Genomic DNA, 23,142 nt, shown 5'->3' with positions numbered 1-23,142 from the left:
CCCAGCCGACAGGACTTTCCCCAAGGCCGCAACCACGTCGCGCCCGTGCATACTCCCGCGCCGTCCAGATCTTTCTGAAAACAAAGGACCCCATGTCAGGACACGGATTTCACGTGCACGGCCCGCACGACCACGAACTCGAACATGCCGCTACCGGCGGTCACGGCCATGGCCACGGCGATGCGGCCGAAGGCGCCGGCATGAGCGTCACGGGAAAGATCGCCGTCTGCACCGCGGCCATTGCCACCATCGGCGCGATCTTCGCGTACATGGGCGGCGCCACGCAGGCCAACGCCGGGCTCTACAAGAACAACGCAGCCATCAAGAAGACCGAGGCCTCGAACCAGTGGAATTACTTCCAGTCGAAGAGCACCAAACAGGCGCTGGCCGAGTTCGCGCGCGACACCGCCACCGATGACGGTCGCCGCCAAGGCTGGCAGGTGAAGGTCACGCGCTACGAGCAGGAGAAGGGCGAGATCCAGGCCGCGGCGAAGAAGCTCGAGGACGAATCCGTCCGCTGGGACACGGCCTCCGAGGAGCAGATGCACCAGCACCACCGCTGGGCGCAAGCCACCACGGTGCTGCAGGTGTCGATCGCCCTCGCGGCCATCGCGCTGCTGACCCGCAGGAAGTGGCTCGAGCGCGCCATGTATGGCGTGGCGCTCGCCGGCATCTCGATCGGCGCGCTCGCGGCGCTGCACATCTAGGGCGTGTTCACCAGCACCAGCGCGAACAGCTCGTTGCGGTGGTGAATGCCCAGGCGATCGAAGGCCCGGTCCCTGAAGGTCTTGACCGTGCCGGCGGAAATGCCGAGGTCGTTGGCGATGCCCTCGTAGGTCCAGCCCTTGAGCATGCGCTCGCAGACCTCGCGCTCCCTGCGCGTGAGCACCGACAGCCTGGCGTCGAAGGATTGCTCGCGCGCACCGGCGAGATCGAGGTGGCGCTGCACGCAGGAGGTCAGGATCGGCGCGCCCATGCCGACCCACTCGATCTCCTCGCCCGTGAAGAGCGGCAGGCTCTCGTGCCGATAGAGGTTGATCGCCAGCAGGCCGTCGTCCTTGTCCTTGCAGACCACCGAGAGCCGCTCGCGCAGGCCATGCCGCGTGTAGATGCGCTCGCGATGCGCGGCGGGGATCTCCTTCGCATGCCAGTGCACGAGCGTGCAGCGGGCCTGGCCGATCTGCTCGCGCGCCGCGAGGAAGGTCTGGTCCTGCCGGTACAGCGAAGACCGGTACACCGCCCACGATTCCGCGGTGCCGTCGGGCGCGCGGTAGCTGCCCGACGCCGGCATGCGCGGCGGCGCATGGTCGGACAGCCGGAACACCGACAGCCATGAGACGGGCAGCCAGCGGTTGAGCTGCGCCAGCGCGTCGTTGGCGAAGCCGTGGGCGCCGATGCAGGCGATCAGTCCCGCCATGGCGTCCACGGCGCGTCCGTCCGCGCTGGTGGCGAGCGCGGGCGTGGCGGACGAAAGGGGGATGAGCTGCATGGACACGGCCGATGGGATGCACGGAGCCTATCGGCGCGGCGCCTTCCGGCCGCACCGGGTTTTCCCCCTCAGGGCGCGCCCTGTCTACATCGCAGGGGACAGACGAAAACGCCCCCATCGCGACACTGGCGGCCAAAGGAATCCCCCATGACGTTCTCACGCCGCACCCTGCTGGCCGCCTCCCTGGTGCCCACCCTCGCGCAGTGGCCGCTCGCCGCTCGCGCGCAGGCCTATCCCGACCGCCCGATCCGCCTGGCCGTGGGCTATGCGCCCGGCACGGCGCCCGACGTGCTGGCGCGGCTGTTCGCGATCCGGCTGTCGGAGCTGCTCAAGCAGCAGGTGGTGGTCGACAACAAGCCCGGCGCCGGCGGGCAGATCGCGGCGCTGACGGTCGCCAAGGCGGTGCCCGACGGCTACACGCTGCTGCTCGGCGAAGTCGGCTCGATCTCGATCGCGCCGGCCGCCTTCGGCAAGCTCGGCTACGCGCCGAGCCGCGAGCTCACCGGCATCAGCGAGGTCGCGCGGGTCGACTTCCTGCTGGCCGTGCCCGCGAACTCGCCGCACAGGACGGTGGCGGACTTCGTCAAGGCGGCGCGTGCGCAGACCGGCCGGCTCAACTTCGGCACCTTCGGCGCCGGCACCTCGGGCCACTTCGGGGCCGAGCTGTTCGGCGAGGCGGCCGGCTTCCAGGTCGAGCCGGTGCACTACCGGACCACGGGCGACGCGGTCACGGCCATCCTCTCGGGCGACGTATCAGCCGCCTTCGTTTCCACGGCGCTCGGCAACGCCCAGATCAAGGGCGGCAAGATGCGCGCGCTCGCCACCACCGCGCCGCGGCGCTCGCCGCTGCTGCCCGAGGTGCCGACCATGGCCGAGTCGGGCTATCCGAAGATCGACATCTCCTCCTGGTTCGCGCTGATGGCACCCCAGGGCACGCCGCCGGCCCTCCTCGACCTGCTCGGTGCCGAGGCCGTGAAGGCCGTCCAGCCCGAGGACGCGCGCGCCCGGCTCGTGGAAGCCGGCTTCAGCATCGTGGGGGCGGGCCGCGCCGACACCGACCGCATGCTGCGCGAGGAAGCGGCACGCTGGGCCGCGGTCGTGAAGGCCTCCGGGTTCCGCGGCGACTGAGAACAAGGAAGCGGGCGCCGACCGCGCCCCATCGACCCATGCAACACCACCGGATCCGCGACGCGGAGGACCTCGCGCGCATCGAAGCGCGGCCCTACGCCTCCTTCATGGCCCACGACCATGTGTACGACGCGCTGTGCGAGGTCGCGGCCCTGCACCCCACGCGCATCGCGCTCAGCTACCTGCTCGATGCCGATCCCGAAACGCCGCCGCGGCACTGGCGCTACGCCGACCTGCTCGCCGACATCCGCCGCGCGGCAAATCTCTTCGCCAGCCTCGTGCCCGGCGACACGCCGCGCGTCGCGATGCTGCTGCCGGCCATCCCGCAGGCCTGGCTGACGCTGCTCGGCGCCGAGACCGCGGGCATCGTCTGTCCGATCAACTACCTGCTCGACGCCGCGCACATGGCCGAACTCGTGCGGGCCTCGGGCGCGAACATCCTGGTGGCGCTGGGGCCGCATCCGGAGCTCGACATCTGGTCGCGCGCCGCGACACTGGCCGACGCCTGCCCCGCGCTGCGCCAGGTGCTCGCCGTCGGCGGCGCGCCGGGCGCAATCGACTTCGACGCGGCCTTGTCGCGGATGCCGCCGGATGCACCGAACGCGCTGCCACTGCGCTCCGCCGACGGACTGGCCGCCCTCTTCCACACGGGCGGCACGACCGGCGCGCCCAAGCTCGCGCAGCACACGCATCGCAACCAGCTGCACGCCGCCTGGAGCGCAGCCCAGCTCTACGCGATGCGCGAGTACGACGTGATCCTCAACGGCTTCCCGCTGTTCCATGTCGCCGGCTCCTTCGTCTACGGCCTCTCGGCGCTGCTGAGCGGCGCGCGCATCGTGCTGCCGACCCTGCTCGGGCTGCGCAACACGGCACTGATGCGGCGCTACTGGAGCGTCGTGCGGCAACACGACGTGAGCCTGCTGGCCGCAGTGCCCACCGTGATCGCGACGCTGCTCGGCCTCGAGGCCGAACCCGCGGACCGCGCCCGCGTCCGAGCCCTGCTCACCGGCGGCTCGCCGCTGCCCAACGAACTGGCCAACGCCTTCGAGCAGAAATTCGGCATCCCGGTGCGCAACATCCTCGGCATGACCGAGTGCGCGGGCGTGGTCAGCATCGAACCCTTTCTCGCGCCGCGCGTGCACGGCTCCTGCGGCATTCCGCTGCCGTTCACCGAGGTCAAGGCCGTGTCGCACGACGGCCGCGACTGCGCGCCGGGCGAGAGCGGCGTGCTGCGCCTGCGCGGCCCCAACGTGGGCCCTGGCTACACCGAAGCGCACCGCAACGCCGGCACCTTCGAGGACGGCTGGCTGATCACCGGCGACATCGGCCACGTCGATGCGCAGCGCCGCGTGTTCGTGACCGGGCGCGCCAAGGACCTGATCATCCGCAGCAGCCACAACATCGATCCGCAGGTGATCGAAGCGGCGCTGCTCCAGCATCCCGAGGTCGAACTGGCCGCGGCCGTGGGCGAGCCCGACGAGTACGCGGGCGAACTGCCGGTGGCCTACGTGTCGCTGCGGCCGGGTTCGCGGATCGATGCCGAGGCGCTCTCGGCCTTCGCCAACGCACGCATTCCGGAGCGGCCCGCGTTCCCGAAGCGCATCGAGATCCTTGCGGCGATCCCGCTGACCGCCGTCGGCAAGGTCTACAAGCCGCGGCTGCGGGCGCTGGCCTGCGAGCATGCCTTGACGCAGCGCCTGCGCGACGCCGGCCTGCTCGATGGCGTGGCGGTCGCGGTGGAAGACGGCGCGCGCGGGCTGCATGCGCGCTTTCGCCGACGCGCCGCGGCGGATGCCGCACCCGACGCCGAACGCCTGCACGCGCTCATGCGCGCGTTCGCGATCCCTTACGAGATCGACGATCGCACCGGAGGCGGCGCATGAGCCCGCCGGTGCGCCTCGACATCGACGGCGCGATCGCCACCATCACGCTCGATGCCCCCGCCACGCACCACGCGCTGACGCCGCGCATGCTGTGCCTGCTCGCGGATGCGGTGATGCGCTTCGCGGCCGACGACGCCTTGCGCGTGGCCATCGTCACGGCGACCGGCGAGCGCGCCTTCTGCGCCGGCGGCGACCTGTCGCTCACGCTGCCGCTGATGAGCGGAGCCCGCGCGCCGCAGGACGCATGGGACCACCGCTTGCTGTCCGACCCGCGCGTGCTCGCGGCCTCGGGGCTGCGCGACTTCGAACTCGACAAGCCCGTGATCGCCGCCATCAACGGCGTGTGCATGGCCGCGGGCTTCGAGCTGATGCTCGGAACGGACCTGCGCATCGCCGCCGCGCACGCCCGATTCGGCCTGCCCGAGGCCACGCGCGCGCTGATTCCCTTCGCGGGCTCGATGGTGCGGCTGCCGCGGCAGTTGCCGTGGCCGCTGGCCATGGAACTGATGCTGAGCGGCGAGCCCATCGACGCCGCGCGGGCGCGCGAGATCGGCCTGGTCAATCGCGTGGTGCCGGGCGCGGCGCTGATGGCCGAGGCACGCGCGCTGGCCGAACGCATCGCGCGCAACGGGCCGCTCGCGCTGCAGGCGATCAAGCGCACCGCGCGCGCCGCGAGCGGGCTGTCGCTCGCCGAAGGCTTCGCGCTCGAGAACCAGGCCAAGGCCAGCGTGCTCGCCAGCGAGGACGCGCGCGAAGGGCCGCGTGCCTTCATGGAGAAGCGCCCGCCGGTCTATCGCGGGCGATGAGGCCGACAGGAATTTCCAACACGGACGCAGGAGACGACGAGATGAACAAAAGCTACAACCCCACGACCCATGTTTCGAAGCGAAGGATCTCGCTCGCGGCCTCGGTCATCGCGCTCGCGGTGCAGGCCGGATGCGGTGGTGGCGGCGGAGGCAGCGGATTCGCCCCGGTGGCTTCGGGCCTGGCAGGCGCTCCCGCGCCGGCCTCCGATACGCCCGCACCACCTCCCGCACCCGCGCTGAGCGCGGCCGAGGCCTGCGCCGCCCTGAACGGGCTCAGCATCCCCGCCGCCGACATCGCGTTGCCGACCTCGGGCGCCGTGGTCTCCAGCACCACGCTCGTCGCACCGGCGGGCAGCGGATCGACCGCGGTCGGCGAGTACTGCCGCGTCACCGGATCGATCGCACCGGTCGACGCCAGCGCACCCCCGATCCAGTTCGACCTGGCCCTGCCGACCGCCTGGAACCGCAAGGCCATGCAGCTCACGGGCGGCGGCTACGACGGCAGCGTGATCGCGGGCAACGACAATGCGCCCGGCGCCTCGGGCCTCGCCACGCCGCTGGCGCGCGGCTATGCCGCCTTCGGCAGCGATTCGGGCCACAGCGGCAGCGCCGCCGAGGCCAGCTTCGCGCTCAACGACGAGGCGCTCGAGAACTACTTCGGCGACCAGCTGCGCAAGACGCGCGACGTCGCGGTGAAACTGATCGCGCGGCGCTACGGCGCGGCGCCCGCGCGCACCTATGCGGCCGGCGGCTCCGGCGGCGGCCGCGAGGCGCTCTACGTAGCGGACCGCTGGCCCGCGCTCTACGACGGTGTCATCGCCTACTTTCCCGCCTGGTCGCTGACGGGCATGCTGACCAACTACGCGATCACCTCGAAGGCGCTCGTCGCGCCCGGCGCCTGGTCGAACCCGGCGAAGCAGCAGCTGCTGACCCGCTCGGTGATCGCGGCCTGCGACGCACTCGATGGCGCGACGGACGGCGTGATCGCCAAGGTCTCGGCCTGCACCTTCGATCCCGCGACCCTCGCCTGCCCGGGCGGCGCCGACAGCGGCGACGGCTGCCTGTCGACGGCCCAGATCGGGGGCTTTCGTGCCTATGCCACGCCATTGAAGCTGCCCTACCTGCTGGCGAACGGCACCGATGGCTATGCCGCACTCAATATCTTCGATGGCGGCGTCATTCCCGCGATGGGCAGCAGCGCACCGGCCACGCCCTCGCGCTTCGACATGGCGTTCGCGACCTACATCGGCGAGTCCTTCGTGAAGTACATGGTCTACCGCGATGCCAGCTACGACCCCTTCCTGTTCGCCGTCGATGCCAACGGCTACGTCCAGCAGCGGCTGCGCTACATCTCGTCGCGGCTGGACGTCAACCCCGACCTGAGCGCGTTCGCGAACAAGGGCGGCAAGGTGTTGATCGTGCACGGCATGGCCGATCCGCTCATTCCCGCGGGCTCGTCCGAGGAGTTCCACCGGCGCGCCGTCGCGGCGATGGGCAGCGAACGGGTCGGCGCCTTCCTCAAGTACTACGAGGTGCCCGGCTACGGGCATGGCGGCGGCGCCTACGACGTGCGCTTCGACGCGGTCGATGCGCTCGAACGCTGGGTCGAGCAGGGCGTGGCGCCCTCCAAGCTCACGGTGACCGATGCCAACGCCGGCAACAACGGCCGCACCCGTCCGCTGTGCGAGTACCCGGCCTGGCCGCGCTACGACGGGACGGGCGACGTCGATCTCGCCAGCAGCTTCACTTGCGTGCGCTGACATCCCACGGCGCCCTCACGCGCGGCGCTGCGGTCCCCGCATCAGCTTCCCGGGCAGCGCCCCCGTGCGCTCCCCGTTCTCCATGATGGTCTGCCCCGCCTTGAGCGTCGCGCGATAGCCCTCGGCGGTCTGCACCAGCCGCCGTCCGCCGGCCGGCAGATCGAAGGCGACATAGGGCGGCGGAATGCGCAGCCGGTCGAAATCGATGATGTTGATGTCGGCCAGGTAGCCCGGCTGCAGCAGCCCGCGGTCCTCCAGACCGTAGATGCGCGCGGTGTCGCGCGTCTGCCGCTGCACCATCAGCTCGAGCGGCAGCGTCGGCCCGCGACTGCGGTCGCGCGCCCAGTGCGTGAGCATGTAGGTCGGCATGCTCACGTCGCAGATGTAGCCACAGTGCGCGCCGCCATCGGCCAGGCTCATCATCGTGCGCGGATGCTGCAGCTCGGCATGCAGCTGGCTCAGGTCGTTGTAGGCGTAGTTGAAGCTCGGGAAGTAGACGATGCCCTTGCCGTCGAGGTCCATCAGCATGTCGTAGACCACCTCCAGCGGCGTGCGTCCGTCGCGCTGCGCGATCGCGGCCACGCTGCATTCCTGCGGCGGCTCGTAGTCGGGCTCGGCGCCCAGCGCATACATCTTGTGGAAGCTCTGCGTCAGGTAGGCCATGCGGCTGTCATGCCGAGCCGAGCCTGTCAGCGCATCCATGTCGGTCAGTTGCGCACGCACCGCCGGGTCGCGCAGGCGCGCGAGCTTCTCGGCCCACGGCAGCGGCGCGATCTGCTGCCACAGCGGATGCGCCATGAACGGATGGGTGGAACCGAGCCACGCCATCAGGATGCCGGCGGGCCGGCCCGCCACCGCGCCATAGAGCGGCACGTTCTGCCGGTGGGTCTCGTCGAGCGCGGCCAGCAGGCGCTTCCAGGTGTCGGGCGTCTGGTCGGTCTGCACCAGCGCGAAGGCCACCGGCAGGTTGTTCTCGCGCGCGAGCTGCGTCATCCACGGCAGCTCGGTCTCCATCTGGTAGTGGTTCGACGTCATCTGGAAGACGCCATGGCCGACCTCGCCGAGCGCGCGCGCGATGCCGAGGATCTCGTCGGGCGAGGCGAAGGTGCCCGGCGGGTACTTGCGGCCCTGGTACTTGTGGATGATGGTGCGGCTGGTCGAGAAGCCCAGCGCGCCGGCCCGCATGCCTTCGCGCACCAGTTGCACCATGGCCTGGATGTCGGCGGGCGTGGCCTCGTCGTGCGTGATGCCGCGCTCGCCCATCACGTAGGTGCGCAGCGCCGAGTGCGGAATCTGCGCGCCGACGTCGAGCGCGCGCGGCATGCGCTCGAGCGCGTCGAGGTACTCGGGAAAGCTCTCCCACTGCCAGTCGATGCCCTCGGCCAGCACGGTGCCCGGAATGTCCTCCACGCCCTCCATCACGCTGATGAGCCATTCGCGCTTGTCGCGGTGCACCGGCGCGAAGCCGACGCCGCAGTTGCCCATCACGACGCTGGTCACGCCATGGTCGGTGGAGGGACTGAGGTAGGGGTCCCAGGTCACCTGGCCGTCGTAGTGCGTGTGCACGTCGACCCAGCCCGGCGTGACGATGGCGCCGCTGGCGTCGATCTCGCGATGCGCGGCGCCCAGCTTGCCGCCGACCTCGGCGATGCGTCCGCCGGCGATGCCGATGTCGCCCGTGAAGCGCGGGCCGCCGTTGCCGTCGACCAGCGTGCCGCCGCGGATGATGGTGTCGAACATTCCGATGTCTCCTGCGCTCAGTCGAGCTTGATGTTGGCGGCCTTGATGACCTCGCCCCAGCGCTCGCTGTCGTTCTTCACGATGGCGGCGAAGGCGGGGCCCGAGGCGCCCGATGGTTCGTTGCCCTGCGTCTCGATCAGCTTGAGCATCTCGGGCGAGCGCGCGATCTTCGCGAGCAGGTCGCCGATCTTCTTCGCGACGGCCGGGTCCATGTTTCCGGGGCCGAAGATGCCCTGCCAGCCCACGATGTCCAGGCCCTTGACGCCCTGCTCGGCGATGGTCGGCATGTCGGGCAGCACCGGCACGCGCGCCGGCGTGGCCGTGCCGAGGCCGATGGCCTTGCCGGCCTTGATCAATTGCACCGCCGTGGCGGTGCCGTCGAAGTACAGCTGCACCTCGCCCGCGACCAGCGCGCGCGAGGCATCGGCCGTGCCCTTGTAGGGCACGTGCGTCATCTTCGTGCCGGTGCGCATCTGCAGCAGCTCGCCGTTCAGGTGGGACGTGGAGCCCTGCGAGAACGAGGCGTAGTTGAGCTTGCCCGGGTTCGCCTTGGCATAGGCCACGAGTTCGCCGATGTTCCTGAACGGCGCATCGGGCGGCGCGATCAGCACCGTGGCCGACTTCACCATCTGCGCCAGCGGCGTGAAGTCCCTGACCGGGTCGTAGGGCAGCTTCGCGTAGAGGTGCGGGTTCTGCGTGTGCGTGATGACGATGGTGTAGAGCAGCGTATGCCCGTCGGCCGGCGAGCGCGCCACCTCCTGCGCGCCGATGAAGGTGCCGGCACCGGGCTTGTTGTCGACGATCACGGGGGCGCCGCCGAGTTCGTCGGTCATCAGCTTGGCGATCACCCGGGCCGTGGCATCGGAGCCCGAGCCCGCGGGGAACGGCACGACGATGCGCACCGGCTTGCCGGGAACCGGCCATGCCGCGGGCTGTGCCAGCGCGAGCGGCGCCATCGTGCAGGTGGCGGCGAGCACCGCGGCAGCGAGCAGCGCGCGGCGAAGCGTGGGGATCGGATGCATCGGACTGTCTCCATTCGTGGGCCCGCCAGCGCGTTCCAGGCGGTTTATGCAAGCGCTTGCACGAAGCATAGGAGCAATCGAATCCACGTGACCCCGGGGTTAGCACCTAGGCCTGCATGCGCTTGCACGGGGCGGCTAACATGCGCTGTCCATCGCCCCTCCATGACCGCCTCGCGCCCGTCCTCCCCTCTTCCCACGCCCGGTGCCCGCGCCGCCTCGCTGGCCGATGTCGCGGCGCTCGCGGGCGTGTCGACCGGCACCGTGTCCCGCGTGCTGAGCCGGCCGAACATGATCAGCGAGGCGACGCGGCTGCGCGTGATGGATGCGGTCGACCGGCTCGGCTATGTGGCCAACGGCACCGCGCGCGCGCTCGCGATGCGCCGCACCATGACCGTCGGCGCGATCGTGCCGCGCTTCGGCAGTTCGTCGTTCCCGGCGCTGGTGCAGGCGCTCGAGTCGACGCTGGCGGCCGGCGGCTACACGCTGCTGCTGTCCGCGCCCGAGCCGCGGCCCGCCACCGACACGAGCATCCTGCGCGCCTTGCTCGAGCGCGGCGTCGACGCGGTGGCGCTGCTCGGCGCCGAGCAGCCGCAACAGGTGCTCGCCATGCTCGGCGCGAGCCGCACGCCCTTCGTGTGCATGTGGGCGCCACCCGACGCCAGCGGCAGCAGCATCGGCTTCGACGAGAAGGCGGCGGCGGTGCTGATCGTCGAGCACCTGCGTACGCTCGGCCATCGCAGCCTCGGCTACATCGGCGGGCGCACCGCGGACAGCGAGCGCGCCAGGCGCCGCCTGCGCGACCTGAAGCTCGCCATGGCCGAGCGCTCGCTCGTGCTGCGCGCCGAGGCCGTCATCGAGACCGACCATGGCTTTCGCGAAGGCTTCGAAGCCATGCAGGCCATCGCGCGCCGCGAGCCGCCCGTGAGCGCCATCGTCTGCGGCAGCGACTACCTCGCGGCCGGCGCGCTGGCCGCGCTCGACCAGGCCGGCATCGAGGTGCCGCGCCGGCTGTCGGTCGCGAGCTTCAACGACAACGACTTCGCGCCCTATCTGCACCCGCCGCTGACCACCGTGCACCTGCCGATCCGCGAGATCGGCGAACAGGCGGGACGGCAGTTGCTGGCGCGGCTGGGCGCGGGCAGCGCGACGGCACCCGTCGCGCTGCCGGTCCGGCTGATGGAACGCGCGAGCACGGGGCCGGCGCCGCGCTGAAGGCACGGCGTCGGCACCCACCCATCTCACTCGCTCAGAGCGACGCTCCGGTACGCCGGGTCCGCGGCGATCTCCGCCTCCGTGTAGGGAACACGCAGCCACTGCTTGGCGCTGTAGGCCCGCGTGTAGTCGGCATGGTGCGCCGAGGCCGGGTCGTCCGAGAGCGAGTAGGTCAGGAAGGTGTCGGCCTCCACCTTGCCGGCCGGGAAGCGGACGATCTGCATGTAGCTGTTGGCGATGACGGAATCGCCATCCAGGCTGTAGCCGCCGCGGTCGAGCCGGTTGAAGGTGGCGGTGGTGGTGAAGACACCCGTGAGGTCGCTCATGCCGCCGAACAGCGGAATCTTGCGGCCGTTGCGCGTGACGAACAGGTAGTCGCCGCGCGGCGCGTTCACCGGATAGGGGCTGGCCTCGATGCGCATCAGCGCGGCGCCGAAAGCCTGGCGCAACGCATCGCTCGCGCTGCCCCGGATCTCGCGCGGCGTGTTGAGCGGATCCTCGGTGGAGAAGGGCACGGCATAGAGATCGCTCTTGGGAATCGCGTTCTCCACGCGGCCCCAGAACTCGTCCCAGACATGCGCGCCGCGCGCATCGATGTTGTCGGTGTCGTCCCAGGCACGCAGCGCGGCGCAGGCCTCGGCGGTCCGGACGCTGCCCGCGGGCGTGTCACCCAGGTAGGGATCGTTGGCGGCCGCCACATCGATGCGGGGCACCGCGCACACCAGCGCCAACACCTGCGCCTTGAAGCGCTCCGCGGTGTAGACCCGGCTGTCGAGCACCATCCGCTGCACCGTCGCCGCGGTGGCCGTCCTGCCCGCATAGCCGTCGGTGCCGCTCAGCCGGCCCTGCGCCATCAGGTGGCCGAGACGAGAGCGGGTGGTGAACCCGGTCTCGACGCCACCGAAGATGGCCGGATAGCCGGTGAGCCGCTCGTTCGGGTTGGTGAGCCAGGCGCTCGCGTTCATGTTGGCCACGTAGTCGTCGCGCAGCAGGCTGGGCATGCGCGACGGTCCGACGGCGCCCTTCTGCACCGAGTCGGGGTCGGTCTGCCAATCGCACTCGCTGCGCGATCCGTCGAAGACCGGCACGCGTTCCAATGCCACGGCCAGCAACTGGCCCACGGCCGTGGTGCAGCGCGCGGTCTGTTGCGGCGAGACGTTCGGCACGGCCGTGATGTCGGCGTACCAGGCCTTGGCGCTGCCGCGCCCCACGGCGGTGGTGTTGACCCACGGGATCCCCGCCTCCTCGCGCTGGATGGCGATGAACTCGTCGAGTGATTTCGCCTGGTCCCAGCGCAGCCAGGTCCGGAAGGCGCGGAAGTTGTCGGCGTTGATGTCCCGGATCGCGAAGGCCGTGCGCGGGCTCCAGGCCAGCGCGGGACTCATGCCCGCGAGGTTGATGAGGGGGCCGTACTCGCTCTTGTAGAGCGTGCGGGTCTGCGCGGGGCCGCCCTTGACGTCGACGGCGATGGTGCTGGGCTTCATCTTCACCGCCTTGCCGTCGCGCAGGTAGCTGGTCGGGTCGCCCTCGGCCAGCGCGAGTTCATAGAGGCCGAAGCGCCGCGCGGCCGAGACGGTGTGGCTCCAGGCCACGTTCTGGTTGAAGCCGATCAGGATCAGCGGGACGCCGAGGAAGGAAGCGCCGCTCACATCGAGTTCGCCCGGAATGGTGAGCTGGGCCTGGTAGAAGCGGTCGGGGCCGCGCCAGTACCAGTGCGGGTTGCCGAACTGCAGCGCGCTGTCGTCGCCCGTGCCCGCGGTGCCGAAGGCGTACATGTTGCTGCCCACGCCATGCTTGCCTCCCACCTCGAGGGCGGGCGCCTTCGGGGGCTGCGTGCGCAGCGCGGCGAGTTGCGTGCCTTGCGCGCGGCGCAATGCGCGCGCCGATGCCTGCGCCTGCCCGGCCGTCGATGCGGGCGCGACCGCGCTCGCGATCTGCGTCACGAAATTGCCGTAGCCGGCCGTGAGGTTGGCCGCGTAGAGACGGCGCCAGATATCCCCCGACGCGATGGGCGCCACCCAGGCTTCGCCGCGGCAGGCCGCATGCGCGCCGGCTTCGCCACCGCCCTTCAGGTCGCGCACATAGCGGCTGTAGCCCGCCGCGAAGCCTTCGACCAGCTTCTTCAGCTTGTCGGGCTGCGCCTGCGCGAAGGCGTCGACCGCCTCGCTCGAGAACACATGCTTGTGAAAGAAATCGGATTCGATGTTCTTCGGCCGGCCGATCGTTCCCGGGTACACGAGCAGCGCATCGGCGCCGAAGTTCTTCGACCGCTCGCCGCGGTAGGTGAGGAAGGCATCGGCCATGGTGCAGAGGTTGTCCTGCGCCTGCGCATAGCCATAGCCGTAGCCCACGCCGCCCCAGTCGGCCGCCTTGATGTGCGGCACGCCCATCGCGGTGCGGCGGATCTCGGCCTTGAAAGCGGGAGCGCCAGTGCTCGGAGGCGCCGGGTTGCCGGGCGCGGGCGGTGCCGTGCCGGCGAAGGAAAAGCCGTTGTTGCCACCGCCCCCGCCGCATGCGGCGAGCGTGGCTGCGATGGCCAGCAGGCCGAGCGGCCTGCTGGCGCGCCAGAGTTGTCGTTGTTGCATCGTGTCTCCTGTGAATCACTCCGCGGGGGAGTGGCGAGGAGCTTAGGGACGGCAGCCGCGCGCCCGTTGTACGCACCCGCCGTCTTGCTCAGGGTGGACCCCAGGTGTGCAACGCACCGACATCGGAGCGCACCTGCACCTGCGCGCCGTTGGCGAGGAAGGAAGGCACCAGGCCGAAGCAGCGCTGGTAGGTGCGGCTCATGTGGGCCATGTCCGTGAAGCCGCCCTTGTGGGCGATGTCCGCCAGCGGGCCGCTGCGGCCCGCGAACTGCTGGACCGTGCGCCGCACCTTGGTCCACAGCAGATAGCGCTTGATCGACAGCCCCAGTTGCTGGCGAAACAGATGCGTCAGCCGATCGGGCGAGAGGCAGGCCTCGGCCGACAGGTCGCGCAGCGGCAGCGGGCCGACATGGGTGCGCGCGCGCTCCAGCACGCGCTCGATGCGCGGGTCCAGCGGCACATGCCGCAGCGGACGGCCGGCCACGGCCTCGACCATGCGCGTGCTGAGTTCGCGCAGCTGGCTGTCGCGCAGTTCGCCCTGCAGCGCGGCCTCGAAGCGCTCGCGCAGGCGGCCGAAGCATTGGGCATCGATGACCTGGATGCCGCGATCGCCCTGCACGCCCTCGAGCATGCGCGCCACGTTGGAAGACGGCTCCATGTTGAGCGACAGCAGGCCGCAGCCGTCGACATCGAGCCGGCGCGGCACGTGCGGTGCCACGAGCGCCGCGGTGCAGCGCACGCGCGTGCCGTCCATCCCTTCGAGCGCGAAGGGCCGCCCGCTGGCCGACACCAGCAGCGTGGCCGAGGGGCGGGCCGTCAGGCCCGAGCGGATGGCCGGCGTGATGTAGAGGAAGCGGTCATCCCACAGGTGGAGATAGTTCTGCGTACCCATGGCGAACGAAGCGCAACGCTCTTGCGGCTACGCGCCGTGCGCGACGGCCTGCTTCAGCAGCCTCGTGCCGAGCTCGGCCTCCGCTTCGCTCGCCTGGACGCCGTGCCGGCCATGCAGCGCGACCACGTCCATGCGCAGGCCCAGCGTCGCGCGTTCGCGCGCCTGCACGATCTCGATGCCCAGCAGCAGTCCGCGGCCCGGTGCATTCCCGGCCTCGTCGCTGTCGAAGGATCGCCGCAAGGCGTGCAGGCCGCTGTCGGGCCAGGCATCGGCGCGCACCGCCACTTCGAGCCGTCGCGGAAGTACCGCGGCGACCCCATCGCCCGCGCGAGGCAGATAGAAGAAGCCGCCGGCGTGACGGCCCTCCGCGGTCTGCCCCGGTGTCAGCCACGCCGCCAGCGGCAGTTCGACGCTGAGCGCCTGCGACAGCGCATGAAGGTCGGGTGCATCGCCATCGATGCCGACCATCACGCCGGCGCGGCCGTACCGGATCAGGTGCCGGCGGGTATTGGCCCAGAAGGCGGAATCGACGCCGCAAGACATGGAGAGCTCCCTTTGTTCGAGGCCGCGAAGTCTAGGAACACGGGGGGCGCGCGCCAAGCCAATATTTCTTATTCCAGCTATCAGCGCCGGTTGCGGCAGCGAGCTCACAGACCACTGTGGTTGCAATCAGACCGAATCGGTACGAAAATCGCGCACCCCAGAAATCGCCATGCCTTGAACCGCCATCTCGACATCGACCTGCTGCGCACCTTCGTGGCGATTGCGCAGGCGCGCACGCTCGGCCAGGCCGCGGCCCGCATCGGCCGCACGCAGGCCGCGGTGAGCATGCAGGTCAAGAAGCTCGAGGAGACGCTGAACCAGCCGCTGCTGCACCGCACCGGCCGCGGCGTGGTGCCCACGCTGCACGGGGAACGCCTGCTGGGCCATGCGCGCACGATCCTCCAGCATCACGATGCGGCGCTGGCCGAAATCTCGGGCGCGACGCTGTCGGGCACGCTGCGCTTCGGCTGCCCCGAGGACTACGCCGTCGCCTTCCTGCCGCAGATCCTGCGCGGCTTCGCGGACCGGCATCCCCAGGTGCGTGTGGAGGTGTTCTGCGCGCCGACCGCCCGGCTCGACGACCAGCTCAGGAAGCACACGCTCGACCTCGCGCTGGTCTCCACCATCGGCGCAGAGCGCAAGCTTCCCGTGATTCGCCACGAAGCGCTGGTGTGGGTCGGCCTGCGGCATGACCTCGCGGCGGCGTGCGAGCCGCTGCAGCTCGCGCTGTCCGACCCCGACACGCTGGACCATCGCGTGGCCTGCGAGCAACTCGATGCCGCCGGGCGCCGCTACCGGCTGGCCTATGCCAGCGCCAGCATCTCGGGCCTGCTGGCCATCGTGCGCTCGGGCCAGGCCATCGCGGTGCTCACCCGGTCCGCCGTGCCGCCGGACCTGCAGATTCTGGAGACCGGCGATGTGCTGCCCGCGCTGCCCACGATCGGGCTGGCGGTCGAATTCAGCCTCGAGCCCGCGACGGCCATGGCGGCGGCATTCGCCGATCACCTGCGAGCGACATTGCCGACGCTCTAGCGACCGTGCTCAGTGGCCCAGCGCATTCATCGCCGACGCGATGATGTCGTCGCGCCATTCCTTCTGCTGACCCAGGCGAACGGCCGAGATCGCCGCGATGCCCAGGCCGGAGAACGCGAGCGTGATGCGCACGATGCGCTGCGCCTTGGCCTTGAACGGATCGGTGCCGAGCGCCTGGTAGATCAGCAGCGCGATCTCCATGAGCTGCGGCTCGGTGCTCTCCTCGGCGCCCGAGAGCCGGTTGGCGAAGGCCGACACGCCCGGCCATTCGAAGGTGAAGTCGACATAGGAAGCGACGACGGTGCGGTCGCGCCGGATGCCGGGGCGCATGCCTTCGACGCTGGCCAGCAACGCCGTCACGTGGTCGCGCCCGGCCTGGAAGCCCGCCTCGTAGATCGCCTTCTTGCTCGGGTAGCGATAGAGCAGCCCCGTCTTCGAATAGCCGATCGCATCCGCGATCTGCTGCAGCGAGGTGTTCTCGAACCCATGCTTGGCGAACAGGCCGGCGGCGCAATCGACGATCCGGGCATTCATCTGGGACTTGGTCGGCCTGAGCATGCGGGCAGTCTAGCGCAGGGTCCGACCGAAGCAGTCGACTTCCGTTCGAGTCGGTACAGACCCGACCGATGCCCCGCCGCGCTCAGTGCTACGCGAACGACTTCACGTGATCGACCAGCGCGCGCAGCTTGCGCGGCTGGTTCCGGCGGCTCGGAAAGTACAGGAAGAAGCCCGCGAAGCTCGGCAGGAAATCGTCGAGCACCGAGACCAGCTCGCCACGCTCGATGTAGGGCCGGAAGGTCTCCTCCATGCCGATCGTGATGCCGGTGTCCGCCAGCGCGGTGCGGATCATCAGCAGCATGTCGTTGGTCGTGATCCTCGGCGCCACCGTCAGCGCGAAGTCGCGCCCGTCCTCGCGGAACTCCCAGCGGTACGGCGCTTCCTTGGGCGAACGCCGCCATCCGATGCAGCAGTGCGCGAGCAGCTCGCGCGGATGCGTCGGCACGCCGTACGCGGCCAGGTAGGCCGGACTCGCCACGACCATCTGGCGCTGCGGCCCGGTGAGCGGGACCGCCACCATGTCCTGCTCGATGACCTCGCCCAGCCGCACGCCGGCATCGAAGCCCGCGGCGACGATGTCCGACTCGTCGTCGGTCACGGTCACGTCGAGCGTCACGCCGGGATGGGCCGTCGCGAAAGTGCTGATCAGCGGACCCGAGAGGAAGCGCTCGGCGATCGAGGTCACGGCGACCCGGAGCACGCCGCGCGAAGGGCCTTCGACCGCGGCCTCTTCCAGCGCCGCGCCGACCGTCGACAGGGGCTCGGCAATCTGCCGGTGCAGCGCTTCGCCCGCCTCGGTCAGGCGCACGTGGCGCGTCGAGCGCTGGACCAGCGCGATGCCCAGGCTGTCTTCGAGCCGCCGGATGCCCTGGCTGACGGCCGAACGCGTCACGCCCAGATGGTCCGCCGCGGCGCGGAAGTTCTGCTCCTTCGCGACCGCGAGGAAGAAGCGCAACAGGTTGAAGTCGGCATCCATTGGTTAGTAATGCTAACCGGCGCAGTCAGCGCTCGGGGAGTTCTCCTAACCGTCGCGCCTTCCTAAAGTCCGCCCATGACTTCACGAACCACCCTTTCTCCAGCGGCTCGCAACCGCCGGAAACCCACGCGGCGCGGTCTGCTGGCCCTCGGGCTCCTGGCCCTTGGCACGGCCCTCGCCGCCCCTTACCGAGCCCAGGCTCGATCTCCAAAGGAATCGGACATGACAACCCATCCCTACCTCGGCATGTGGGTGACCGGCGACGGCCACGTGCGCCATCAGCTGCTGCCCAACGGCCGCTACGACGAGGCGCGCGGCAGCCGCGAGAGCGCCTACCGCGGCCGCTACGTCGTCGAAGGCAACCACATCGAGTACGTCGACGACACGGGCTTCACGGCCGATGGCGACTTCATCGACGGCGTGCTGCATCACGGCGGGATGGTGCTGCGGCGCGGCGCGCCTGCCAGCACCCGATGACCCGAACCCTCGTTTCCAACCTTAGAAAGACCCAACCATGAACGCCAAGACTTCCAGGATCGTCCTCATCACCGGCGCCAGCAGCGGCATCGGCGAAGCCACCGCCCGCCTGCTCGCGAAGAACGGCGCCACCGTGCTGCTCGGCGCCCGCCGCACCGAGCGGCTGGACCGGATCGTCGCGGACATCGTCGCCGCCGGCGGCATCGCCGAGGCGCGCGCACTCGACGTGACGCGGCGCGAGGACGTGCAGGCCTTCGCGGCCCACGCCATCGCGCGCTTCGGCCGCATCGACGTCATCGTCAACAACGCCGGCGTCATGCCCCTGTCGCCGCTCGCCTCGCTCAAGCTCGACGAGTGGGACCGGATGATCGACGTCAACATCCGCGGCGTGCTGCACGGCATTGCCGCCGTGCTGCCCACGATGCAGAAGCAGGGCGCGGGCCACGTGGTCAACGTCGCGTCGATCGGGGCGCACGCCGTCTCGCCCACGGCCGCCGTCTATTGCGCGACCAAGTACGCGGTCTGGGCCCTCTCCGAGGGCCTGCGGCAGGAGCATCAGGACATCCGCGTCACGACGATCAGCCCGGGCGTGACCGAGTCGGAACTGGCCGACACCATCTCGGACCAGAAGGGCCGCGAGGAGATGAAGGAGTTCAGGAAGGTGGCGATCAGCGCATCGGCGATCGCGCGCGCCATCGACTTCGCGATCTCGCAGCCGGAGGACGTGGATACGAGCGAGATCGTCATTCGGCCCACTGCCAGCGCGCATTGAGCGTCGCTTCGACGCGCGCCGGGCGCCGCTTCAGGCGTCCGGCGCGCGATCGCCGCACCCGGCCGCCCGATGGCGGCGCACCACTTCTTCCTTGATCCTGTCGAAGAGGCCGACCACGAGATCCAGCGGCAACCGATGCCGACCGGCCATCTCGTGGAGCAGCTGCCTGCGCTGCAACTGGCGCCGCGGATCGACGGCCGCCTCACCAGCCAGCGCCTTGAAGGCACCGAGCGCATCGGTCCTGGCGAACCGATGCGCGAGCAAGGCGCCCACCTGTTCATCGATGGCATCGATCTCGCCGCGCAGCCGCGCGAGTTCGGCGTCCACGTCGTGCACGGCTAGTCCATCCGGATGCCCAGCGGCGCGATGTCGCGGCGCAACCGCACGATCTCCTTGCCCAGCGAGTCGCCGAACTGGGTCGGCGTCGATGCCAGCTTGAACGTGCCGGGCGTGTTGAAGGCTTTCACGAATGTCGGGCTCTGCATCGCCTTCGCCACCTCGCGCTGGATCCTGTCGGCCGTTTCCGCGGACATGCCCGGAGGACCGAACAACCCGGCCCAGGCCGGAACGTCGACACCGCGCAAGCCCTTCTCGCCGAGCGTCGGCACCTCGGGCAGTTCGTCCACGCGCCTGTCTCCGGCCAGCGCGAGCGCGCGCGCCTTGCCCTGCTGGATGATCGGCGTCGCGAAACCGGAGCCCCAGAACAGCAGGTCGATGTGTCCCGCGATGAGGTCGTTCATCGGCGTGCTCTTGTAGGGGACGTGGATCAGCTTGATGCCCGCCGCCTTCTCGAACAGTGCGCCCACCAGATGGGTCGTGTTGCCGTTCCCCGCGGAGCCATAGCTGATCGTGCCGGGACCGGCCTTGGCGGCGGCCACCAGTTCCTCGAGCGTTCGGTACGGCGAACCGGCCGGCACCATCAGCAGGAAGCCGGCGGTCACGGTGAGCTGCGAGATCGGCGTGAAGCCCTTGAGCGAATCGTAGGGCAGCTTCTCGTACAGCACGGCATTGGTGGCGTGGCCGCCGGTGGTCATGAGCAGCGTGGTGCCGTCCGGCACGGCCTTGTGGACGTCGGACGAGCCGATGATGCCGCTCGCGCCCGGCTTGTTCTCGACGAGATAGCGGTTGCCGTTGACCTCGCGCAATGCCTCGGTCAGTTGCCGCGCCAGCTGGTCGGTCGAACTGCCCGCCGCGAAGGGCACGACGACGCGCACCGTCTGCTGGGCCGTCGCCTCGGCGAACGGCGCCGCGAGCGCCAGGCAGGCGAGTGCGTTGACGAGACTGCGGCGACTCGATGCGAACGTGGACATGGGCTGGACCTTTCAGGAGTTGCGGGACGAATCGGTTGCATCGGGCGAACGGGCGCCGGCCTGCTGCCGCGAGAGGAAGTGCGCGATCAGCGCGGCGAGCGCATCCGGCGCCTGCACCGCCATCGAATGCCCGACGTCCGGCACGGCCTCGAATGCCGCATGGCCGATGCGATCGGCCAGCGCGCGCATCACGGCGATCGGCACCACCTGGTCTTCTTCCCCGGCGATGCACAGTGTCGGAGCCCCGATCCTTGCGGGCGCGAGCGCGTGAACCTCGAGCGCGAGCGCGCCGCGGCGCGATCCGCTCTTCGGATGCGCGAAGCGCCGGGCCAGGGCGGGATGCCGGGCCGCATGCGCCGGCGTGTAGAACATCGCGGCAAGCTCCAGTGCCGTGGCGGGCAGCCCCTCGCGAAGCCTGCGCAGGCGATCCACCCCCGCGGGGCTCAGTTGCGCCAGCGTTCGGTCGAGCGGCCAGGTATTGACCAGGCACAGTGCCTCGACCCGCTCCGGGAAGGCGATGGCCAATGCCTGTGCGATCCGGCCGCCGAGCGAGGTGCCCATCACGGCGAAGCGCTCGAAACCCAGGCGGGCCATCAGTTCCACGCCGTCGCTTGCAAGGTCCGGAATGCCGTGCGGGCCACCATCGCTCACGGTGTCGCCGCACTCGCGCTGGTCGTAGCTGACCACGCACAGCGGCACCTCTGTTTGCGACGACAGCGCCAGCGACAACGCCGAGAAGCTTTCGCGGTTGGCCTCGGCGCCATGAACGAGCAGGATCGCGCTGCCGCTGCCCTGGATCTCGTAGGCGGTGCGCGAGGCTCGCAGATCCGCGAACCGCGTCATGGCGCATCCCCCGCCTCTTCGGCTAGGTCGAAGGTCAACTCGAGCTTGAGGCCGAGCGGATCGCGGATGAACAGCTGATGCAGGGTCCATCCCGGCACCGGGGCCTCCGTGTAGCCGATGCCTTCGACATTCAGCCGGCGCCGGGTCGCGGCGAGCCCGCTGGCGCGAAACGCGATGTGGTCCAGTGCAACGGCCTCCGGACTCGCGGCCCGGCCAGAGGCATAGAGATGCACGACGGGCCGGCCTGCGGCGTACAGCCAGCAGCCCGCGAACTTCAGGTCCGGACGCGCGCCCGGCACGAGGCCCAGCGCGCGCACGTAGAAGTCGCGCAGCCCGTCCAGATCCTCGGCATCGCAGCGCAAGGTGAAGTGGTGCAGCCCATGCACGAGCGCGTTCATGCCACCCTCCGCAACGCGGTGGCATCGCCGAGGGCGAGGATGCGCGCCAGCGCCTGCGCCAGGCTGGCCGCGGGGTCCTGCGGCACCCACGGCATGCGCCAGGCGACATGGCCGTCGGGGCGCACCAGCACCGCGCCATGGAGGCTCATGTCCAGTCCATCGCGCGGATCCACGGCATCGAGCTGGAAGGTGCGCACCGTGACACCCAGGCGCCGGCCCACGTCCAGGGCAGCCGCGGCCCAGTCGGCGGACCGGGGACCGTGCACGATCACGAAGTCGCGATCGAACAGGTCCAGCGTCGAGCGCTGCCGCGCGAGGTCCAGCCACAGGTGCGGGAAGCGGCCACCGGGCCGGTCCGACGGGTCGTAGCGGCCCAGCGTGAGGCCGCGCGAGGCCGTGCCGTCGGGCACCAGCGCGCCGTCCTCGTAGGCGAATCCCAGGCCCAGCCCGATGCTGTGGCTGTGGTGCACCACGTCCTTGATCCAGAAGTTGATGGCCTGGAGATTGCGCGCCTGGAAGGCCTCCTCCATCTTCATGAAGCGCACGGTGTTGCCATGGCTGAAGTTGGCGTTGGCCTGGCCGATCGGGCGCCGCTCGGCGTCGTAGCTGTCGAGCAGGCGCTCGCCCGCCTGCTCGCGCAGCACCAGCGCGAGCTTCCAGGCGAGGTTGTGCGCATCCTGGATGCCGGTGTTCATGCCATAGCCACCGGTGGGAGGAAAGCGGTGCGCCGCGTCGCCGATCAGGAAGGCGCGCCCGCGTGCATAGCTGGCGGCGACCTGCTTGCTCACGCGCCAGACCGAACGGTTGATGATCTTGACGTCCAGGTTGGGGATGCCGGAGTGGGCGCGCGCGAGCCGCACGACCTCGTCGTCGCTGCGCTGCGGCGGGGTCTGGTCGTGCCCCTCGCCCACCCTCGTCACCGTCAGCCAGCGGTCCGCGCCGTTGGTGTTGAGCACGCTGGCGGGCACGACGTCCGGCGCGTCCGGCATGATCCGGAACACGCCGACCTGCCGCACGCTGGGCAGGTGCGACAGATCGCCCTGCCAGTAGTCGTTGTTCATGATCGCCAGGCTCGCGGGCCCAGTCATGGCGATGTCCATCTGGCGGCGCAGGCCACTGCCTGCGCCATCGGCCGCGACCAGATAGCGCGCCGACCAGCGCGTCTCCTCGCCGGTGGCCGTGTCGCGCGTGAAGGCATGGATGCCCTCCGCGACCTCCTCGTGCCGCAGGAACTCGGTGCCGTGGCAGACGCGCCCCCAGCGCGAGCGACGCACCACCTGGAACAGCTCGTCCTCCACCACGTCCTGCGACACCGTGCATTTCCAGGCCGGGGTCTGGCCGAGGTCGATCTCGCGCGGAACGCGCCCGTACTCGTGGCCGGCGATCGACGTCACGAAGGCGAAGCCGTTCGCGTCGTCGGGCAGGCCCCGGGCCTTGACCGCGCGCTCGATGCCCCATTGGCGAAACAGCTCCATCGTGCGCACCCAGGCGCCGCGGGCGCGCGGATGATCGGTCAGGCCGGCATTGCGCTCCACGAGCACGAAGGGGATCTCGAAGCGGTCCATCAGCAGCGCCATGGCCAGGCCGCTCGGCCCGCCCCCGACGATGAAGACGGCCGTGGTGTTCGGTGCTGGCGCGAGGGGGATGGGTTTCATGGCTCGAATTCGCTATAACGGGTGGAACATCTGCCTGCGTTCCCGCAGGACAGATGGAATC

At 70.3% G+C, this 23,142-nt stretch carries 22 protein-coding genes; 9 read left to right on the top strand and 13 right to left on the bottom strand.

All coding sequences use genetic code 11. The annotated features are described in order from the left end of the window. The first annotated feature begins 92 nt into the window (after positions 1-92). Positions 93-707, top strand: a complete 615-nt coding sequence (locus AC07PU_RS22365) for a DUF4337 domain-containing protein (RefSeq protein WP_495320617.1) — start codon at positions 93-95, stop codon at positions 705-707. Here AC07PU_RS22365 and AC07PU_RS22360 read toward each other — a convergent pair. Further along, positions 704-1,489, bottom strand: a complete 786-nt coding sequence (locus tag AC07PU_RS22360; RefSeq protein ID WP_490875592.1) for a helix-turn-helix transcriptional regulator — start codon at positions 1,487-1,489, stop codon at positions 704-706. The two genes, AC07PU_RS22365 and AC07PU_RS22360, sit on opposite strands and share 4 nt — an antisense overlap. Positions 1,490-1,636: 147 nt before the next feature. On the opposite strand from AC07PU_RS22360, the gene AC07PU_RS22355 reads away from it, so the two are divergent. From AC07PU_RS22355 to AC07PU_RS22340, 4 genes are read left to right on the top strand one after another with little or no spacing between them, the layout of a single operon-like run. Continuing rightward, on the top strand, positions 1,637-2,617 hold the full coding sequence (locus AC07PU_RS22355) for a Bug family tripartite tricarboxylate transporter substrate binding protein (protein WP_495320614.1): 981 nt from the start codon (positions 1,637-1,639) through the stop codon (positions 2,615-2,617). Between the two features lie 38 nt (positions 2,618-2,655). Continuing rightward, a complete protein-coding gene (locus AC07PU_RS22350) occupies positions 2,656-4,500 on the top strand; it encodes an AMP-binding protein (RefSeq protein WP_495320612.1) in 1,845 nt (614 codons plus the stop codon). Continuing rightward, a complete protein-coding gene (locus tag AC07PU_RS22345) occupies positions 4,497-5,306 on the top strand; it encodes an enoyl-CoA hydratase/isomerase family protein (protein ID WP_495320609.1) in 810 nt (269 codons plus the stop codon). Before AC07PU_RS22350 ends, AC07PU_RS22345 begins: the two co-directional genes overlap by 4 nt. Before the next feature lie 41 nt (positions 5,307-5,347). Then, positions 5,348-7,066 carry a tannase/feruloyl esterase family alpha/beta hydrolase gene (locus AC07PU_RS22340; RefSeq protein WP_495320607.1) on the top strand — a complete coding sequence of 573 codons (1,719 nt, stop codon included), beginning with the start codon at positions 5,348-5,350 and terminating at the stop codon, positions 7,064-7,066. 15 nt (positions 7,067-7,081) lie between these two features. Here AC07PU_RS22340 and AC07PU_RS22335 read toward each other — a convergent pair whose 3' ends face one another. Continuing rightward, positions 7,082-8,806, bottom strand: a complete 1,725-nt coding sequence (locus tag AC07PU_RS22335) for an N-acyl-D-amino-acid deacylase family protein (RefSeq protein WP_495320605.1) — start codon at positions 8,804-8,806, stop codon at positions 7,082-7,084. A 17-nt stretch (positions 8,807-8,823) separates the two neighbouring features. Then, positions 8,824-9,828 carry a Bug family tripartite tricarboxylate transporter substrate binding protein gene (locus AC07PU_RS22330; RefSeq protein WP_296787326.1) on the bottom strand — a complete coding sequence of 335 codons (1,005 nt, stop codon included), beginning with the start codon at positions 9,826-9,828 and terminating at the stop codon, positions 8,824-8,826. Between the two features lie 162 nt (positions 9,829-9,990). On the opposite strand from AC07PU_RS22330, the gene AC07PU_RS22325 reads away from it, so the two are divergent. Continuing rightward, the gene (locus AC07PU_RS22325; RefSeq protein WP_495320603.1) at positions 9,991-11,040 is read left to right on the top strand and encodes a LacI family DNA-binding transcriptional regulator; all 1,050 of its coding nucleotides are present in this window, start codon (positions 9,991-9,993) and stop codon (positions 11,038-11,040) included. Between the two features lie 26 nt (positions 11,041-11,066). Here the strand turns inward: AC07PU_RS22325 and AC07PU_RS22320 are convergent, their stop codons facing one another. From AC07PU_RS22320 to AC07PU_RS22310, 3 genes are all read right to left on the bottom strand, one after another. Beyond that, the gene (locus tag AC07PU_RS22320) at positions 11,067-13,625 is read right to left on the bottom strand and encodes a penicillin acylase family protein (protein WP_495320601.1); all 2,559 of its coding nucleotides are present in this window, start codon (positions 13,623-13,625) and stop codon (positions 11,067-11,069) included. An 88-nt stretch (positions 13,626-13,713) separates the two neighbouring features. Continuing rightward, positions 13,714-14,517 (bottom strand): helix-turn-helix domain-containing protein, encoded by an 804-nt coding sequence (locus tag AC07PU_RS22315; RefSeq protein ID WP_495320599.1) that lies wholly within the window; start codon positions 14,515-14,517, stop codon positions 13,714-13,716. A 27-nt stretch (positions 14,518-14,544) separates the two neighbouring features. Continuing rightward, on the bottom strand, positions 14,545-15,060 hold the full coding sequence (locus AC07PU_RS22310; RefSeq protein ID WP_490875584.1) for a hypothetical protein: 516 nt from the start codon (positions 15,058-15,060) through the stop codon (positions 14,545-14,547). A 174-nt stretch (positions 15,061-15,234) separates the two neighbouring features. On the opposite strand from AC07PU_RS22310, the gene AC07PU_RS22305 reads away from it, so the two are divergent. After that, entirely contained in the window at positions 15,235-16,092 is an 858-nt protein-coding gene (locus AC07PU_RS22305) for a LysR family transcriptional regulator (RefSeq protein ID WP_495320596.1), read from the top strand. A gap of 9 nt (positions 16,093-16,101) precedes the next feature. On the opposite strand, the gene AC07PU_RS22300 is transcribed toward AC07PU_RS22305, so the two are convergent. Both AC07PU_RS22300 and AC07PU_RS22295 read right to left on the bottom strand, forming a co-directional pair. Further along, positions 16,102-16,650 (bottom strand): TetR/AcrR family transcriptional regulator, encoded by a 549-nt coding sequence (locus AC07PU_RS22300; RefSeq protein ID WP_093355932.1) that lies wholly within the window; start codon positions 16,648-16,650, stop codon positions 16,102-16,104. Between the two features lie 88 nt (positions 16,651-16,738). Continuing rightward, positions 16,739-17,626, bottom strand: a complete 888-nt coding sequence (locus AC07PU_RS22295) for a LysR family transcriptional regulator (RefSeq protein ID WP_495320594.1) — start codon at positions 17,624-17,626, stop codon at positions 16,739-16,741. Positions 17,627-17,848: 222 nt separating this feature from the next. On the opposite strand from AC07PU_RS22295, the gene AC07PU_RS22290 reads away from it, so the two are divergent. Then, positions 17,849-18,103 (top strand): Atu4866 domain-containing protein, encoded by a 255-nt coding sequence (locus tag AC07PU_RS22290; protein ID WP_208507990.1) that lies wholly within the window; start codon positions 17,849-17,851, stop codon positions 18,101-18,103. 37 nt (positions 18,104-18,140) lie between these two features. After that, entirely contained in the window at positions 18,141-18,875 is a 735-nt protein-coding gene (locus AC07PU_RS22285; protein ID WP_495320591.1) for an SDR family oxidoreductase, read from the top strand. Positions 18,876-18,905: 30 nt separating this feature from the next. On the opposite strand, the gene AC07PU_RS22280 is transcribed toward AC07PU_RS22285, so the two are convergent. The 5 genes from AC07PU_RS22280 to AC07PU_RS22260 are packed head-to-tail and all read right to left on the bottom strand — an operon-like array spanning position 18,906 to position 23,081. After that, complete coding sequence (locus AC07PU_RS22280) at positions 18,906-19,211, bottom strand: chorismate mutase (RefSeq protein ID WP_495320589.1); 306 nt, start codon at positions 19,209-19,211, stop codon at positions 18,906-18,908. Between the two features lie 2 nt (positions 19,212-19,213). Next, entirely contained in the window at positions 19,214-20,185 is a 972-nt protein-coding gene (locus AC07PU_RS22275) for a Bug family tripartite tricarboxylate transporter substrate binding protein (protein WP_495320587.1), read from the bottom strand. Between the two features lie 12 nt (positions 20,186-20,197). After that, positions 20,198-21,028 (bottom strand): alpha/beta fold hydrolase, encoded by an 831-nt coding sequence (locus tag AC07PU_RS22270; protein ID WP_495320585.1) that lies wholly within the window; start codon positions 21,026-21,028, stop codon positions 20,198-20,200. Then, positions 21,025-21,426, bottom strand: coding sequence for a VOC family protein (locus tag AC07PU_RS22265; protein WP_495320583.1), 402 nt, complete (start codon positions 21,424-21,426; stop codon positions 21,025-21,027). Before AC07PU_RS22265 ends, AC07PU_RS22270 begins: the two co-directional genes overlap by 4 nt. Further along, the gene (locus tag AC07PU_RS22260; RefSeq protein ID WP_495320581.1) at positions 21,423-23,081 is read right to left on the bottom strand and encodes an FAD-dependent monooxygenase; all 1,659 of its coding nucleotides are present in this window, start codon (positions 23,079-23,081) and stop codon (positions 21,423-21,425) included. The genes AC07PU_RS22265 and AC07PU_RS22260 overlap by 4 nt, the downstream gene beginning before the upstream one ends. Positions 23,082-23,142 lie beyond the last annotated feature (61 nt).

The organism is Variovorax sp. GW821-FHT10D07 (assembly GCF_059415325.1).
The sequence above is the reverse complement of the archived record's forward strand: the minus strand, read 5'-3'. Positions and strand labels throughout refer to the sequence as shown.

Coding starts and splice junctions, on each gene's coding strand:
- AC07PU_RS22320 (WP_495320601.1), bottom strand. CDS start 13,625: ATGCAACAACGACAACTCTGGCGCGCCAGCAGGCCGCTCGGCCTGCTG.
- AC07PU_RS22360 (WP_490875592.1), bottom strand. CDS start 1,489: ATGCAGCTCATCCCCCTTTCGTCCGCCACGCCCGCGCTCGCCACCAGC.
- AC07PU_RS22335 (WP_495320605.1), bottom strand. CDS start 8,806: ATGTTCGACACCATCATCCGCGGCGGCACGCTGGTCGACGGCAACGGC.
- AC07PU_RS22300 (WP_093355932.1), bottom strand. CDS start 16,650: ATGCTCAGGCCGACCAAGTCCCAGATGAATGCCCGGATCGTCGATTGC.
- AC07PU_RS22365 (WP_495320617.1), top strand. CDS start 93: ATGTCAGGACACGGATTTCACGTGCACGGCCCGCACGACCACGAACTC.
- AC07PU_RS22355 (WP_495320614.1), top strand. CDS start 1,637: ATGACGTTCTCACGCCGCACCCTGCTGGCCGCCTCCCTGGTGCCCACC.
- AC07PU_RS22270 (WP_495320585.1), bottom strand. CDS start 21,028: ATGACGCGGTTCGCGGATCTGCGAGCCTCGCGCACCGCCTACGAGATC.
- AC07PU_RS22295 (WP_495320594.1), bottom strand. CDS start 17,626: ATGGATGCCGACTTCAACCTGTTGCGCTTCTTCCTCGCGGTCGCGAAG.
- AC07PU_RS22340 (WP_495320607.1), top strand. CDS start 5,348: ATGAACAAAAGCTACAACCCCACGACCCATGTTTCGAAGCGAAGGATC.
- AC07PU_RS22325 (WP_495320603.1), top strand. CDS start 9,991: ATGACCGCCTCGCGCCCGTCCTCCCCTCTTCCCACGCCCGGTGCCCGC.
- AC07PU_RS22315 (WP_495320599.1), bottom strand. CDS start 14,517: ATGGGTACGCAGAACTATCTCCACCTGTGGGATGACCGCTTCCTCTAC.
- AC07PU_RS22285 (WP_495320591.1), top strand. CDS start 18,141: ATGAACGCCAAGACTTCCAGGATCGTCCTCATCACCGGCGCCAGCAGC.
- AC07PU_RS22345 (WP_495320609.1), top strand. CDS start 4,497: ATGAGCCCGCCGGTGCGCCTCGACATCGACGGCGCGATCGCCACCATC.
- AC07PU_RS22265 (WP_495320583.1), bottom strand. CDS start 21,426: ATGAACGCGCTCGTGCATGGGCTGCACCACTTCACCTTGCGCTGCGAT.
- AC07PU_RS22275 (WP_495320587.1), bottom strand. CDS start 20,185: ATGTCCACGTTCGCATCGAGTCGCCGCAGTCTCGTCAACGCACTCGCC.
- AC07PU_RS22310 (WP_490875584.1), bottom strand. CDS start 15,060: ATGTCTTGCGGCGTCGATTCCGCCTTCTGGGCCAATACCCGCCGGCAC.
- AC07PU_RS22330 (WP_296787326.1), bottom strand. CDS start 9,828: ATGCATCCGATCCCCACGCTTCGCCGCGCGCTGCTCGCTGCCGCGGTG.
- AC07PU_RS22350 (WP_495320612.1), top strand. CDS start 2,656: ATGCAACACCACCGGATCCGCGACGCGGAGGACCTCGCGCGCATCGAA.
- AC07PU_RS22260 (WP_495320581.1), bottom strand. CDS start 23,081: ATGAAACCCATCCCCCTCGCGCCAGCACCGAACACCACGGCCGTCTTC.
- AC07PU_RS22290 (WP_208507990.1), top strand. CDS start 17,849: ATGACAACCCATCCCTACCTCGGCATGTGGGTGACCGGCGACGGCCAC.